The 14,748-nt window shown below is 68.2% G+C and carries 14 protein-coding genes; 8 read left to right on the plus strand and 6 right to left on the minus strand.

The features are described from left to right. The first annotated feature begins 94 nt into the window (after positions 1–94). Positions 95–1,231, plus strand: a complete 1,137-nt coding sequence (gene mnmA, locus M1K48_RS12275) for a tRNA 2-thiouridine(34) synthase MnmA (RefSeq protein ID WP_249503491.1) — start codon at positions 95–97, stop codon at positions 1,229–1,231. On the opposite strand, the gene M1K48_RS12280 is transcribed toward mnmA, so the two are convergent. After that, positions 1,228–1,647, minus strand: coding sequence for a hypothetical protein (locus M1K48_RS12280; protein WP_249503492.1), 420 nt, complete (start codon positions 1,645–1,647; stop codon positions 1,228–1,230). The genes mnmA and M1K48_RS12280 overlap by 4 nt on opposite strands. Before the next feature lie 93 nt (positions 1,648–1,740). Between M1K48_RS12280 and M1K48_RS12285 the strand changes: the two genes are divergently transcribed. Then, positions 1,741–2,259 carry an NUDIX domain-containing protein gene (locus tag M1K48_RS12285; RefSeq protein WP_249503493.1) on the plus strand — a complete coding sequence of 173 codons (519 nt, stop codon included), beginning with the start codon at positions 1,741–1,743 and terminating at the stop codon, positions 2,257–2,259. Here M1K48_RS12285 and M1K48_RS12290 read toward each other — a convergent pair. The 4 genes from M1K48_RS12290 to pdxH are packed head-to-tail and all read right to left on the minus strand — an operon-like array spanning position 2,215 to position 5,748. Continuing rightward, positions 2,215–3,456 (minus strand): APC family permease, encoded by a 1,242-nt coding sequence (locus tag M1K48_RS12290; RefSeq protein WP_249503494.1) that lies wholly within the window; start codon positions 3,454–3,456, stop codon positions 2,215–2,217. The genes M1K48_RS12285 and M1K48_RS12290 overlap by 45 nt on opposite strands. Next, complete coding sequence (locus tag M1K48_RS12295) at positions 3,453–4,244, minus strand: PhzF family phenazine biosynthesis protein (RefSeq protein ID WP_249503495.1); 792 nt, start codon at positions 4,242–4,244, stop codon at positions 3,453–3,455. The genes M1K48_RS12290 and M1K48_RS12295 overlap by 4 nt, the downstream gene beginning before the upstream one ends. Continuing rightward, entirely contained in the window at positions 4,241–5,161 is a 921-nt protein-coding gene (locus tag M1K48_RS12300; protein ID WP_406697371.1) for a cation diffusion facilitator family transporter, read from the minus strand. Before M1K48_RS12300 ends, M1K48_RS12295 begins: the two co-directional genes overlap by 4 nt. A 2-nt stretch (positions 5,162–5,163) precedes the next feature. Further along, positions 5,164–5,748, minus strand: a complete 585-nt coding sequence (gene pdxH / locus M1K48_RS12305; RefSeq protein ID WP_249503496.1) for a pyridoxamine 5'-phosphate oxidase — start codon at positions 5,746–5,748, stop codon at positions 5,164–5,166. Positions 5,749–5,834: 86 nt separating this feature from the next. On the opposite strand from pdxH, the gene M1K48_RS12310 reads away from it, so the two are divergent. The 6 genes from M1K48_RS12310 (at position 5,835) to M1K48_RS12335 (ending at position 13,349) form a co-directional block, all read left to right on the plus strand. Beyond that, a complete protein-coding gene (locus M1K48_RS12310; RefSeq protein WP_249503497.1) occupies positions 5,835–6,800 on the plus strand; it encodes a DnaJ C-terminal domain-containing protein in 966 nt (321 codons plus the stop codon). Between the two features lie 8 nt (positions 6,801–6,808). Beyond that, positions 6,809–7,891 carry a YihY/virulence factor BrkB family protein gene (locus M1K48_RS12315; protein WP_249503498.1) on the plus strand — a complete coding sequence of 361 codons (1,083 nt, stop codon included), beginning with the start codon at positions 6,809–6,811 and terminating at the stop codon, positions 7,889–7,891. Then, the gene (gene fabI, locus M1K48_RS12320) at positions 7,888–8,691 is read left to right on the plus strand and encodes an enoyl-ACP reductase FabI (RefSeq protein WP_249503499.1); all 804 of its coding nucleotides are present in this window, start codon (positions 7,888–7,890) and stop codon (positions 8,689–8,691) included. The genes M1K48_RS12315 and fabI overlap by 4 nt, the downstream gene beginning before the upstream one ends. 99 nt (positions 8,692–8,790) lie before the next feature. After that, positions 8,791–9,540 (plus strand): hypothetical protein, encoded by a 750-nt coding sequence (locus M1K48_RS12325; protein WP_249503500.1) that lies wholly within the window; start codon positions 8,791–8,793, stop codon positions 9,538–9,540. A 54-nt stretch (positions 9,541–9,594) separates the two neighbouring features. Continuing rightward, complete coding sequence (locus tag M1K48_RS12330) at positions 9,595–10,881, plus strand: MFS transporter (protein WP_249503501.1); 1,287 nt, start codon at positions 9,595–9,597, stop codon at positions 10,879–10,881. 269 nt (positions 10,882–11,150) lie between these two features. Continuing rightward, entirely contained in the window at positions 11,151–13,349 is a 2,199-nt protein-coding gene (locus tag M1K48_RS12335; RefSeq protein ID WP_249503502.1) for a TonB-dependent receptor domain-containing protein, read from the plus strand. 37 nt (positions 13,350–13,386) lie between these two features. Here M1K48_RS12335 and M1K48_RS12340 read toward each other — a convergent pair whose 3' ends face one another. Beyond that, positions 13,387–14,676 (minus strand): adenylosuccinate synthase, encoded by a 1,290-nt coding sequence (locus M1K48_RS12340; RefSeq protein WP_249503503.1) that lies wholly within the window; start codon positions 14,674–14,676, stop codon positions 13,387–13,389. Between the last annotated feature and the right edge of the window lie 72 nt (positions 14,677–14,748).

Raw genomic sequence — 14,748 nt, forward strand, 5'->3', positions numbered from 1 at the left:
TGCTCAGCGTCCCCGCCACGTCTGCAAATTTTGCACTCTCGGCCAAATGTCTCGCCTCTTCCCGTCTTCCGCCAGCACTAGCGAAAGAGGGTGAATGCCGGGTAAAGACGTCGCCGTGACTTTTTCCGACCTCCAGATACCCAAGCCGGCCGCCGCCGCGCGGATCGTCGTCGCCATGTCCGGCGGGGTCGATTCATCGGTCGCCGCCCTGCTCGCGGCGGGCACGGGCGCGGAGGTGATCGGGGTGACGCTGCAGCTCTACGATCATGGCGAGGCGGCCAAACGGTCGGGGGCCTGCTGCGCGGGCCAGGACATCTTTGATGCCGCGCAAGTGTGCGAGAAGCTGGGGATCGCGCACTACGTTCTCGATTACGAGAGCCGGTTCCGCGAAGGCGTGATCGAGCGGTTTGCGGACGATTATGCGCGCGGGCGCACCCCGGTGCCCTGTTCCCTGTGCAATCAGGGGGTGAAGTTCACCGATCTCCATGCCTTCGCGCGGGAGCTCGACGCCGATGCTCTGGTTACCGGCCATTATGTCCGGCGGGTAGTGAAGGACGGTAAGGCCGAGCTTCACAAGGGCCGCGATCCGGCGCGCGACCAGAGTTATTTCCTGTACGGCACCACCGACGAGCAGCTCGACCTGCTGCGCTTCCCGATCGGGGAATTGCCCAAGGCCGAGGTCCGGGCGCTTGCGGCCGAAGCCGGGCTGATTGTCGCGGCCAAGCCCGACAGCCAGGACATCTGCTTCGTCCCCGACGGTGATTATGCCAGGCTGGTCAAGCGGATGCGACCGGAGACCGAGGCGCCGGGCGAGATCGTCGATCTTGCGGGGCGCGTGGTCGGCACCCACCGCGGCATCGTCCACTTCACCGTCGGCCAGCGCCGCGGCCTAGAGATCGGCGGATCGCCCGAGCCACTCTACGTGGTGCGGATCGAACCCGACGAGAAACGGCTGGTGGTCGGCCCCAAGCAGGCGCTGGCAATCAGCGAAGCGCGGGTCGGAAGCTGGAACTGGCTGGGCGAGGACCAGCGCGAGGTGGAGGTCAAGGTCCGCTCGCTGAGCCGGCCGGTGCGGGCGCGGCTGGACGACGGCACGATCCGCTTTCACAAGCCGGAGTTCGGGGTCGCCCCGGGCCAGGCGGCGGTGGTCTACGAAGGAGAGCGGCTGCTCGGCGGCGGATGGATCGAGGAAACAGGTGCGGCCGAGGCGGGGGCCGAGCTCGCGGCCTAGTCGGGCTGGCCGAGGAAGCGCGACTGGAAGGTCTGCACGCCCGCCACCTTGACCCACCAGTTGCCGAGCGCGCCACGCTTGATGGTGACCGCGGCGCCGGCCTTGGGCAGCCGTTCATTGCCTTCGATCTTGAGCAGCCAGCGATCGCCATTCTCCAGCTGGATCAGCATCTGATCATAGCCCTGACCGCGGGTCGCGCGAATCTTGCCATCGAGCGCCTTGGGGCCGAGCGAGCGCGCCTCAAGCGAGCCGCTGGACGCGGCCTGGCGAAGCGGGGTGACCGCCGCGTCGAAACAGGCGAGGCGCTGCGCCGGATCGGTGATGCGGGGGCAGTCAAGCACCGCCGCAAGCCGGGAATCGAGCTTCTGCGCGGCGGCTCCACCGGGCAGTGCGAGGAGGACTGCCGCACCGATCATCAATCCTGCACTTCGCACGTCGCTTTCTCCCACCGCCTGCTTTCCTCCAGCATGGCATTGCGCGGCGGGGCTGAAAAGCCAATGAAGGGGAGAATGCCCAGCGACACCGCCACCCCGCGCCGACGCAGCGCCGGAATTTTGCTTTATCGCCAATCCGCTGGCGGCGCGCAGGAAGTCCTGCTGGGCCATCCCGGCGGCCCTTACTGGGCGCGCAAGGATGCCGGGGCGTGGATGGTGCCCAAGGGCGCGATCGAGGCCGGTGAATGCGCGCTCGACGCCGCGCTGCGCGAATTTGCGGAGGAAGTGGGGCCGGTGCCCGCCGGGACCCCCGTGCCGCTGAGGACGGTGCGCCAGAACGGCGGCAAACTGGTCGAGGTGTTTGCGCTCGAAGGGGAATTCGATCCGGCGGCGCTGCAGAGCAATGCGTTCGAGCTGGAATGGCCGCCCAAATCGGGGCGGATGCGCAGCTATCCCGAGCTTGACCGGGTCGCGTGGATGGGAATGGCCGAGGCGCGGACGCGGATTCTCGCCAGCCAGGAGCCCTTGCTCGACGCGCTCGAGGAATTGCTAGCGGGCGCGGCGGGCGAACAGGAACAGCAACAGGCCGGCTAGCAACAGCGCTGCGAGTGTCGCCCAGGCCACGGCGGTCGCCTGGGTCGAGACCGCCGCGCACAGCAGGATGCCGAGGACGCCGAGCGCGATTTCACCCGACGAGCGGCGGGCGATCTTCAGCCAGGCGGCGATGGTCACGGCATAGACCGCCATCCGCGCCAGCGTGCTGACCACCGCAAGCCACACGAACCCGCCGCTCAGCGCGAGAGCGGCGACGATGGCGGCCATCAGCAGGATCGAGCCGTACGGGGTGAGAAAACGCGGGTGGACCGCGGCCGCCCAGGCCGGAAGGTCGCCCCGGGCGGCCAGCGCATGGCTGACCCGCGGCGACGCGGTCATGTTGGCGTGGAGGTTGCCGAGCAGGCTGGTGACGGCGGCGAGCAGGATCAGCAGTGCGCCGGTCGGCCCGAGCAGCGCGGTGCCGAGCGCCAGCAAGGGCGCCTTCTCGCCGGCTTCGACCGGGGGTGACACCGCCGAGAAGGTGAGTTGGACCAAGAAATAGAGCAGGGCGATGAGGAAGATCGTGACCAGCATGGCGCGGGCGATGGCTCTGCCGCCGTCGCGCGCCTCGCCCGACACGGCGACCGAATTCTCGAAGCCGATGAAGGCGTAGAATACGAGGAGAATGCTGGCCTCGGTCGCCGACAGCGGTGGGGGCGGGCCGAAGGCGGGCAGCGGGACGGTGAACAGAGCGAGTGCGGCGAGACCTACCAAAGGCAGGCTCTTGAGCAGGGTCAGGCCGCCGAGCAGCCGCAACGCCCGCGCCGTGCCCGCGATGTTGATCGCGGCGAGCAGCGCGATGGTGAGGAGGATCAGCGCGCTGCGCAGCCACGGCGCCGGAGCGATCTCAGTCCAGCGCAGGATGTAGTCGACCAGCACGTGGACGTTGGCCGCGAACGCCGCCATCCGCGCGATGTAGTAGGTCCAGCCGAGCTCGAACCCGGCGAAGCGCCCGAAGGCAGAGCCATAGACCACCGGGCCGCCGTCGCCCGGCATCGCCGCAATCGCCCTGGCGAAGGGGATGGCGATCAGCAGCATGACGAGGGCGGCGGCGGGGAACAGTAGGGCGGCCCACGGCCCGACGTCGCCGTTGAGCGTCGCCGGAAGCGCGAACACCGCCGCTCCGACCGCGCCGTTGAAGGACAGGAGCGCGGCGCCGCCCGCGCCCACTTTGCGGGGCAGGGCGGGAGCGGTCAAAGGCGGAAGGTGCCTTCGATGACCGTCAGCGCCTGTCCGCCGAGCTTCACACGGTCGCCCGCCAGCCGGCAGTGCAGGTCGCCGCCACGCGAACCGACCTGCGCCGCGGTGAACTCGCTCCGGCCAAGTTCGGCCGCCCAATAGGGCACCAGCGCGCAGTGGGCCGAGCCGGTGACCGGGTCCTCGTCGATCCCGTGGTAGGCGGCGAACACCCGGCTGGCGACGTCGGTGCGGGTGCCGGGCGCGGTGACCATCACCAGCGCGTCGATCGCGCGCAGGCGGGTGAAGTCGGGACGCACCGCGCGGACCGCGGCCTCGTCGGCGAGCCGGACGAGGATGGCGCCATTGCCGCCGCTGCCGATCCGGACCTCGCCCGAGACCCCGAGCGCGTCAAGTGCCGCCGCCGCTTCGCCTTCGCTGAGGCGGCTGGCGGGGAGGTCAAGCCACAGCAGCCCGTCGCCGCGAGTCACGGTCAACACCCCCGAGCGGGTGCGGAAGCGCACTTGCTCTCCGTTCAGCAGGACATGGCCGCTGGCGAGCGTGGCGTGGCCGCACAGGTCGACCTCGACCGTCGGGGTGAACCAGCGCAGGTGATAGTCGGCCTCGCCATCGGCCAGCGGCACGGTGAAGGCGGTTTCGCTGAGGTTGTTCTCGGCCGCGATCGCCTGAAGGGTCTCGTCGGGCAGCCAGCCGTCGAGCGGCATCACCGCCGCCGGATTGCCGGTCAGCGGTCGGCCGCTGGTGAAGGCATCGACCTGGAAGAAAGGCAGGAGAAGGGGCTCGGTCACCGGCTCTCCGTCAGTTCGTGGGGCAGCATGCCCTCGCGGTCGGTATGGCCCTCGGGGTCGAGGTGAAGGAAGATCTCGGTCCCGGGGAAGCGCCGCTGGAGGTCTTCCTCGACCGCGTCCATGCGGTCGTGGGCTTCCTTGACGGTCCATTCCTCGGGCACCCAGACGTGGAACTGGATGAAGTCGTGGGCCCCGCTGGAACGGGTGCGCACGTCGTGCATGCCGTTGAGTTCGGGATAGTCGTGGCAGGCTTCGAGAAAGGCGGTGCGCTTGTCGGCCGGCCATTCGGCATCCATTAGCTGGTTGACGCTGTCGCCCGCCGCCTTCCATGCGCCCCATAGCAGCCAGACGGCGAGCACGATCCCGAACACCCCGTCGGCGCCGCGCACGTGGAGCAACTGGTCGACCACCAGCGCGGCGATCACCGCCAGGTTGAGGAAGATGTCCGACTTGTAGTGGATGTTGTCGGTCTGGATCGCGAGGCTGCCGGTCTTGGCGATCACCCGCCGCTGATAGGCGAGCAGCAGCAGGGTGCCGAAGATCGCGGCGATCGACACGCCGATGCCAAGCTCGGCATTGGCGGTCGGGGCGCCGTTCAAAAGCCGGTCGATCGCGCGCCAGCCGATGCCGAGCGCGCTGGCGGCGATCAGCACCACCTGGCCGAGCGCGACCAGAGCCTCCGCTTTGCCGTGGCCGAAGCGGTGATCGTGGTCGGCCGGCAGCGCGGCAATCCGCACCCCGGCCAGCGTGAATAGGCTGGCGACGAGGTCGAGCGCGGTGTCGGCCAAGCTGCCGAGCATGGCGGTCGAATCGGTCTCGATCGCCGCCCAGCCCTTGGCCAGCAGCAGGATCAGCGCCATCGCCACGCTGGCCAGCGCCGCGCGCTGCGTCAGCCGCGAGCGTTCGGGTCCGACCACTCTCACGGATAGAGCAGCCCTTGCGTCCAGGCCCCGTCAGCGCTGCGTTCGAATAGCCGGCGGTGGTGGAGGCGATATTCGACGTCTTCCCAGAACTCGATCCGGTCGGGCACCAGCCGGAAGCCCGACCAATGCTCGGGACGCGGAACGTCGCGCTCGGTGAAGCGCGCCTTCACCTCCTCGACCCGAGCAGTGAAGGTGTCGCGGCTCTCGAGGGGGCGCGACTGATCGCTGGCATGGGCGCCGATCTGGCTGTTGCGCGAGCGGCTGGCGAAATAGGCGTCGGCATCCTCGTCGCTGACCCGTACCAGCCGGCCTTCGGCGCGGACCTGCTTGCGGATGCTCTTCCAGTGGATGCACAGCGCGCCCCACGGGTTCGCGGCGATCTCCTGCCCTTTGCGGCTTTCGAGATTGGTGAAGAAGCCGAAGCCGTCGGGGCCGTGCCTGCGCATCAGCACCATCCGCACCGACGGGCGTCCGTCGGGGGTGGAGGTGGCCAGCGCCATGGCGTCGGGGTCGTTGATCTCCTGCGCTGTCGCCAGGGCCATCCACTCGGCGAACAGGGCAAAGGGATCGGTTGGGGACATGGCGCCCCCTCTATCCGCTCCCCGCCTTGGCAGGCAAGCAATGCGGACCTAGCTGGTGCGGGAACGACTTTGCTCTAAGAGGAGCCATGGATCTTTACGCACAATTGGGGGTGGGACGCGGAGCGACCGAGGCCGAGATCAAGAAGGCCTATCGAAGTCTCGCCAAGCAGCTCCACCCCGACCGCAACCAGGACAATCCCAAGGCCGCCGAGCGCTTTTCCAAGGTGACCGCGGCCTATGACCTGCTGTCCGACGCGGACAAGCGCGCCCGCTACGACCGGGGCGAGATCGACGAGGAGGGCAATCCCAAGATGCCGTTCGGCGGGGGCTTCGGTGGTGGTGGCAGCTATGGCGGCGCCCGGCCGGGTGGTGGCGGCGGCGGCTTTGAAGGCTTTCCCGGCGGCGGCGGGGCAGCCGGTCCCGACCTGTCCGACCTGTTCGAAGGCCTGTTCGGCGGTGCCGGTGGGGCGCGGCGGGCGGGCGGATCGCCGTTTGGCGGCGGTGCCGGCGCCCGGCCGCGAGCGGCGGTCAAGGGCGCCGACGTCGCGTATCGCCTGACGGTGCCGTTCACCGATGCCGCGACGCTTGAGCCGCAACGGGTGACCCTGGCCGACGGCGCGACGATCGAGCTCAAGCTTCCCAAGGGCGTCGAGGATGGCGCCAAGATCCGCCTCGCCGGCAAGGGGGAAGCGGGCCCCGGCGGCAAGGGCGATGCGATCGTGACCATCGCGATCGAACCGCACCGCTTCTTCACCCGCGACGGGCAGAATGTCCGGCTCGACCTGCCGGTCAGCCTCAAGGAGGCGGTGCTGGGGGCCAAGGTCAAGGTGCCGACCCCCGACGGCGCAGTGATGCTGAGCGTCCCCAAGAGCGCCAGTTCGGGCAAGGTGCTGCGGATCAAGGGCCGCGGGTTCAGCGACAAGGCGGGAACGCGCGGCGACCTGCTGGTCACCCTGATGGTCGACCTGCCGGCGGCGGACGCCGAACTGGAGCGCTTTGTCGAGGGCTGGACCGGCAGCGAAGGCAACCCTCGGGCGGGTCTCGGCGTCTAACCCCCTAGATGCAGGACATTTCCCCCCAGAGTCCCGAAGCCAGGCGCAAGCGTCTGGCGGCAATCCAGGCCAGGTTCGGCACGCAGGTCGTGGAGCGGGTCAAGCCCGGGACCAAGCCGTTCGAGGTCGCCAAGCGGGTTCTGGTCGGCGTCTACAACGACGGCTTCATCCACGCCGGCAACATCGCTTACCTCAGCCTGCTGTCGATGTTCCCCTTCTTCATCCTGGCGGCGGCGGTCGCGCAGCTGCTGGGATCGTCCGAGGGCGCGCAGGCGGCGGTGGTCAATGTGCTGGGCTCGCTCCCGCCAAGCATCGCCAACGTGCTGCGCGAGCCGGTGGCCGAGGTGCTGACCGCACGCCAGGGGCCGCTGTTGTGGTTCGGCGCGCTGGTCGGGCTGTGGACGGCATCGAGCTTCATCGAGACCATTCGCGACATCCTGCGCCGCGCCTACGGCGTCAAATATACCGCGCCCTTCTGGGAATATCGGCTGATCTCGGCAACCTTCATGCTGGCGCTGATCCTGCTGCTGATGATCTCGCTTGCGGCGACCGTGCTGCTCAGTTCGATCGAGGCGTTCATCGTCGCCAAGGTGCCCGCGCTGGCGGAGGTCGAAAGCACGCTGACGCTCATCCGGATCGTGCCGGGCCTAGCGCTCTACCTGACGGTCTACCTGACCTTTGTGGTGTTGACCCCCTCGCGCTATCGCAAGCGCGGGTGCCGCAAATGGCCCGGCGCGCTGCTGGTGACCTTGTGGTGGGTTGGCACCGCCACCCTGCTGCCCCAGGCGATCAGCCTCGCCGGCGGCTATGACCTGACCTACGGCAGCCTCGCCGGGGTGATGATCGCGCTGCTGTTCTTCTTCACCGTGGGCCTGGGCGTGGTGATGGGCGCCGAACTCAACGCCGGGCTGGCAGAAACCGACGCGAAGGCGCTAGAGGGCGAACAATATGCCGGACCGCACGCCGCCACCCTCGAGATCGAGGAGCCGGAGCCGGGCGAGAAGGTGACGATCAAGCCAAGCCAGGTGGACGAGGTCCCGGCGGCGGCGGAGGCAGCCCTTGCGGCAGCCGAAGAGGGGAAGATTGCATGACGGGATTGATGGCGGGGAAGAAGGGCCTGATCATGGGCCTGGCGAACGATCGCAGCCTGGCGTGGGGTATTGCCAAGCAGCTTGGCGACCAGGGCGCCGAGCTGGCGTTCAGCTATCAGGGCGAAGCGCTGGAGCGGCGGGTGCGCCCGCTGGCCGAGAGCGTGGGATCGGACTTCCTGGTCGACTGCGATGTCGGAGACATGGACGCGCTCGACCGCACTTTCGCCCAGATCGAGGAGCGCTGGGGCGGGCTCGACTTCCTGGTCCACGCGATCGGCTTTTCCGACAAGAACGAGCTTCGCGGGCGGTTCGTCGACACCAGCCTCGACAACTTCCTGCTGACCATGAACATCTCGGTCTACAGCTTCGTCGCCTGCGCCCAGCGCGCTGCGCGGCTGATGAAGCCCGGCGGATCGATGCTGACGCTGACCTATTACGGGGCGGAAAAGGTGATCCCGCACTATAACGTGATGGGCGTCGCCAAGGCGGCGCTGGAGACGGCGACGAAGTATCTCGCCGCCGATCTCGGCAAGGACGGCCTCAGGGTCAATGCGATCAGCGCCGGTCCGATCAAGACCCTGGCGGCAAGCGGGATCGGCGACTTCCGCTACATCCTGAAGTGGAACGAGTATAACTCGCCGCTGCGCCGCAACGTCACCATCGAGGACGTTGGCGGGGCCGGGCTGTACCTGCTGAGCGACCTTGCCAGCGGGGTCACGGGCGAAATCCACCATGTCGATGCCGGCTACAACGTCGTCGGCATGAAGGCCGAGGACGCGCCCGACATCGCCACTGTGTGACGGTTAACGGGCGCTGGTTGCGGAAAGGCTGTAGCCCGCGTTAGATATCGGGAGTGCGATCGGCAGGGGGCCGGTCGCCCTTCCGGGGATCATCGCCACGTGGCACGTCGTCTCTCTTTCGCTCTGGCGCTTGCCGCCATGGTCGCTCCAACCGCCGTCCGCGCCGAAGCGCCGACCAGGAAGACGGTTGCCGTCGCCGAACCCAAGGCCAAGACCGACCCGGCCGAGGCGATGGCGTTCGTCTCGAAGCTGTTCGACAAGCTGTTCCCCGCCGGTCCCGAACCCGAGCCAGCGCGGCTGGCGGCAGCGCGCGAGATGAGCGTCGCGATGTTCCCCAAGGGGGCCTATGCCGAGGCGATGAACGGCTTCACCGACAAGATGGCCGATCATGTGCTGAGCATGAGCGAGGCCGACTTCGCCGACCTGGCGCCGCCCAAGCCCAAGACAAAAAAGGCGGCGCTGGCCGCCAAGCCGCCGAGCACCGAGCCGCTGCGCCTGGCGATGGCGCGCAAGGATCCGATGTTCGATGCCAAGGTGGCGGCGGGCAAGGCGTTCGTCCGGACCATGTTCGTCAAGGTCGGCGAGGTGGCCGAACCGCGCTTCCGCGAGGGCATGGCGCGATCGATGGCCCGCCGCTTCGACGCGCAGCAACTGGCCGAGATTCAGCGCTTCCTCGCCACCCCGACCGGCGCCGCCTACGGCCGCCAGATGATGGGCCTGTGGTTCGATCCCGAAGTGATGCGCGGCGCCTACCAAAGCCTGCCCGAGATGATGAAGCTGATGCCCGACATGATGAAGGATGCGGCGTCGCTGGAAGCCACGATGAAGGCGCCGAAGAAGGCCGACTGACCTTCTGGCGGGAAGGCCGCTTGCGCGGCGGGCGTCGCTCCGCGAGGCTGGGGCATGGCAGCCTCCGAACCTACCGCGCCCCATCAGCCGATTTCGCGAAGGTCGCTGGCGGTGGCGGCCTTTTCGACCATCGTCGAATGGTATGATTTCACGCTCTATCTCTATTTCGCGACGGTGCTGGCGCGGCTGTTCTATGGCAGCAGCAGCGAGGCCTTGTCCTTCACGCTGGGAAGCTTTGCGCTCGCCTATCTGATGCGGCCGCTGGGAGCGGTGGTGTTCGGGCATGTCGGCGATCGCCATGGACGGCGCTCGATGCTGCTTTGGTCGGTGGCGCTGATGACCGCGGCGATGCTGGCGACGGCGTTGCTTCCGACGGAGGTCGAGATCGGGGTCGCGGCGGGCTGGGCGCTGTTCCTGCTGCGCTGCGTGATGGGGTTCTCGGTCGGCGGCGAATATAGCGGGGTGGTCGCCTATCTGCTCGAAGGCGCGAAGGTGGAGCGGCGCGGGCTGGTCGCGTCCTGCGCGTCGGCGGCGAGCGAGATCGGGGCGCTGCTGGCGGTCGGGGTGTCGGCGCTGACGGTGGCGTCGATGAGCGAGGCGGACCTTACGAGTTGGGGCTGGCGGATCCCCTTCTTCGTCGGCGCCGCGCTGGCGGGAAGCGTGTGGATCGCGCGCTCGTCAATGCAGGAATCGCCCGAATATGAGCGGCAGGTGACGGCCGGCTCGGTTCCTGAATCGCCGTGGCGGCATTCCCTGGGCAATCACAAGCTCGGCATCTTCCGCGCCTTCTGCATCTCGGCGCTGGGGTCGATCACTTATTATGTCGGGATCACCTACGTGCCGGCGTTCCTGACCACCGCCGGGCGGCTGACCGAGGCCGATAGCCTGTGGCTGGGAACTGCCGCGGCGGTGGCGGTGATCCTGGTCACGCCGCTGACCGGGATGCTGTCGGACCGGATCGGCCGCAAGCCGGTGCTGGTCGTAGTCGCCCTGCTGTCCGCGGTGCTACCGATCACACTCTTCTCTCTGATGGGTAGCGGAAGCCATGGGCAGGCACTGGTCGGGGCGCTGGTGCTGGCCTGCGTCGCCGGCGCGATGAGCGCGGTCGGCGCGGTCGCCACCGCCGAACACTTCCCGGGCGAGGGGCGGGTTACCGGCCTCGCGCTCGGCGCGACCGGTGCGACCGCCATCTTCGGCGGGCTGACCCCTTGGCTGGCCGAGCGGCTGGTCGCGACGACCGGGCTGGCGAGCATGCCGGGGATCATGATCGCCGCCGTCGCGGTGGCGGTGCTGCCGGTGTTCCTCACGCTCAAGGAAACCGCACCGGTCAAACGCGGCTAAGCCATGTCGCCGGTCGAGTGAGTTGGCGTGTTATAGATGTGACACGCCAGTTCGTCGAAGCCGGGGTGCCTAGCTTCGGAAAGCATCCCACCCCTTAGCCACCGGGCCGCAAGAGAGGCCGAACCGCCGGCGAACGACATTGCTCAGCAAAGGCTCAGCCGTTGCTCATGCCTTTCACCGGCCGGCCCTCTCTTTTGCCCGGTGCCGCGAGCGACCCGGGCTGAACCGGGATCCAGGGCGGGGGTCAGTTCAGGGGGTTTGCTTTCATCATGGTGTATCGTTGTTTCTCCGCCGCCAGTGCACTGGCCATCGCTTTCGGCACGATCGCGGCCGCGCCGGCCCTTGCGCAGACCGCTCCGGCCGCGAGCCAGCCGCAGCCGGCCCCGCCGGCGCGCGAGCGGGGCCAGACGGTGACGGTCACCGGCAGCCGCCCGCAGGTGATCGACGCTCCTGACCGGCTGAGCTTCAACGTCGCCAACGACCTTGGCGCACAGACGGGCAGCCTGGCTGACGCGCTGCGCAACGTGCCCGGGGTCGAAGTCGATCTGGAGGGCCGGGTCAGCCTGCGCGGCGATCCGGGGGTGACCATTTTGGTCGACGGTCGCCCGTCGGGACAGCTGCGCGGCGAGGGTCGCGGCGACGCCCTGCTGGCGATGCCGGCCAATAACATCGAGCGGGTCGAGGTCATCACCAATCCCTCGGCGGCGATGAGCCCGGAAGGGTCGGGCGGGGTGATCAACCTCGTCACCAAGAAGCAGCGCCAGGCGGGCACCACCGGCACCGTCCGCGCCAACGCCGGGCTGGAAGGGCGGGGCAGCGTGTCGCTCAACATGGCGCGCACCCGGCCGGGGCTGACCGTGTCCGGCGATGCCTCCTATCGCCGCTTCACCAACGAGATCGTCGTCACACAGGACCGCGAGCGGTTCGTCACCGGCGGAGCGAGCCTGCTCAGCCGGCAGGAGCAGTTTCACGACAATGTCGCGCAGGGCGGCAACGGGCGGTTCGGGGTGGAATACGACCTCGACAAGACCAACCGCCTGACCGGCGAGATCAGCTATCGCCGCAACCAGCTGGATAGCGACCGCGACGAGCGTTTCATCGGCAATGCGGTCGAGCCCGGTTTCACCCGCTTCAGCGACCAGGAAATGAGCCAGCGGATCCTCGGCCTGCGCTCGTCGTGGCGCAAGACGCTGCCGGGTAAGGAGCACAGCTTCTCGGTCGACCTGCAGCACGACAGGGGCGGCATGAACCGCCTGCTCGACGGACGGATCACCCCCGCGACGGGCGCGGTCCTGTTCGAGCGGATCGAGAACGACATCGATCGCGACGAGACTCGGCTCAAGGCCGACTACAAGAAGCCGCTGGGCGAGAATCGTTCGCTCAATCTTGGTTACGAGTTCGAAGGCCAAAATGCGGACTTCGATTTCATCGGTGCGCGCGGAACGGCCCTCAATGCGCTGGTGCCCCAGGCCAATCTCACCAATGCCTTCGATTTCTCGCAGGACGTCCACGCGCTGTACGGCACGGCGCAGTTCAACAGCGGCAAGTGGGAGTTCCAGCCGGGCCTGCGGCTCGAGCAGGTCGGGCTCGACCTGTTCCAGCGCACCGACAATGCCCGCTATGAGCAGGATTATTTCCGGGTCTATCCGACGCTGCATGTCGGGCGGGCGCTGAGCGAGCGGACCAAGCTGCGGGCGAGCTACAGCCGCCGCATCCAGCGGCCGGGCCCGTTCGAGCTCAACCCCTACATCTTCTATGCCGACGCCCGGAACATCCAGCGCGGCAACCCCAACCTCAAGCCCGAGGTGACCGACGCGTTCGAGACCTCCTTGCAATATCGCAAGGACGCGACCTTCCTGTCGCTGACCGGCTTCTATCGCCGCTCGCGCGACATGTTCACCGAGATCCTGCAGACGCTGCCCGACGGGGTGCTGCTGACCACCCGCGTTAACCTTGGCCGGGGCAGTCGAATGGGCGCCGACGCGATCATCAACGGGCGGCTCTCGAAGACGCTCAACTACCAGCTGTCGGGGACGGTACAGCGGATGGAACTCGATCCGCGCGGGATTGCCGGCACGTCCGGCAAGGTGTCGGGCGTCGTCGCGTCGGTCCGGGGCAGCGTCAACTGGCAGCCGAGCCCGAAAGATTTCCTTCAGATCAGCGGCAATTACAGTGGAAAGCAGTTGATCCCGCAGGGCTATCGGCTGGGCGGCGGGATCGTCAACGTCGGCTATCGGCGCAAGATCAACGACCAATTGTCGCTGCTGGTCACCGGGCAGAACATCCTCGACAGCGCCCGGCAGGAGATCGTAATCCGCACCCCGTCCTTCCGCGACCGGCTGAAGTTCAAGGTGCGCGGGCGGGCGGTGCTGCTCGGCCTCGCCTACAACTTCGGGCAGGGCAACGGCCGCAAGCGCCAGGATGACCGGTTCGACTTCGATCCCAGCGCGGGAAGCGTCGGGCAGTAAGCACTGAAAGGGGCCTCCCTATGTCGGGAGGTTCCACTCAGCCGGTGAACGGGTCGCGCACGAGGATAGTGTCGTCGCGATCGGGCGAGGTGCTGACCAGCGCCACCGGGCAGCGGATCAGCTCCTCCACGCGGCGGATGTACTTGATCGCCTGGGCCGGCAGGTCGGCCCAGCTGCGCGCGCCGACCGTGCTGTCGGACCAGCCGGGCATTTCCTCGTAGATCGGCTTCACCCGGGCCTGGTCAGCGGCGTGGGGTGGGAGATAGTCGAAGCGCTTGCCGCCGATCTCGTAGCCGACGCAGATCTTGACCGTGTCGAGCCCGTCGAGCACGTCGATCTTGGTCAGCGCGATGCCGGTGATCCCGCTGACCGCCGCGCTCTGGCGGACCAGCACCGCGTCGAACCAGCCGCAGCGGCGCTGGCGCCCGGTGACGGTGCCGAACTCACGGCCTCGCTCGCCTAGGCGCTGCCCGATTTCGTCCGAAAGTTCGGTCGGAAAGGGACCGGAGCCGACGCGGGTGGTGTAGGCCTTGACGATACCGAGCACGAAGCCCGCCGCGCCCGGTCCCATGCCGCTGCCGCTGCCGGTGGTTCCGGCGACGGTGTTGGACGAGGTGACGAAGGGGTAGGTGCCATGGTCGACGTCGAGCAGCACGCCCTGCGCGCCTTCGAACAGGATCCGGCGGCCGCGTTGCTTGGCCTCGTCGAGGTCGAGCCAGACCGGACGCGCGAATTGCAGCACGAAATCGGCGATCTCCGACAGGTCGCGCTTGAGCCGCTCGCGATCGACCGGCGGGTGGCCGAAGCCGGCGCGCAGGGCGTCGTGGTGCGCCGACACGCGGTCGAGCAACGGGTCGAGCTCATCGAGATGGGCGAGGTCGCAGACGCGGATGGCGCGGCGGCCGACCTTGTCCTCATAGGCCGGGCCGATGCCGCGGCGGGTGGTGCCGATCTTGCCCGCGCCGCTGGCGTCCTCGCGCAGCGCGTCGAGATCGCGGTGGATGGGGAGGATCAGAGGGCAGGTCTCGGCGATGCGCAGGACGTCGGGCTCGATCCGGATGCCCTGGCCGCGCAGTTTCTCGACCTCCTCGCGCAGCCACCAGGGGTCGAGCACCACCCCGTTGCCGATGATCGACAGGGTGCCGGTGACGATCCCGCTCGGCAGCAGGGACAGTTTGTAGACGTTTTCGCCCACCACCAGCGTGTGGCCGGCATTGTGCCCGCCCTGGAAGCGGACAACGCAGTCGGCGCGGCTGGCGAGCCAGTCGACGATCTTGCCCTTGCCCTCGTCGCCCCATTGGGCGCCGATCACGGTAACGTTACCCATGCGTAATCATTCCTGCTGCTGCATGAACGGCCGGCAAAGGCGTCGTTCAGGCGCGCTCCTATTGATTGTCGG

It is taken from the genome of Sphingomonas glaciei (assembly GCF_023380025.1).
Lineage (GTDB): Bacteria > Pseudomonadota > Alphaproteobacteria > Sphingomonadales > Sphingomonadaceae > Sphingomicrobium > Sphingomicrobium glaciei.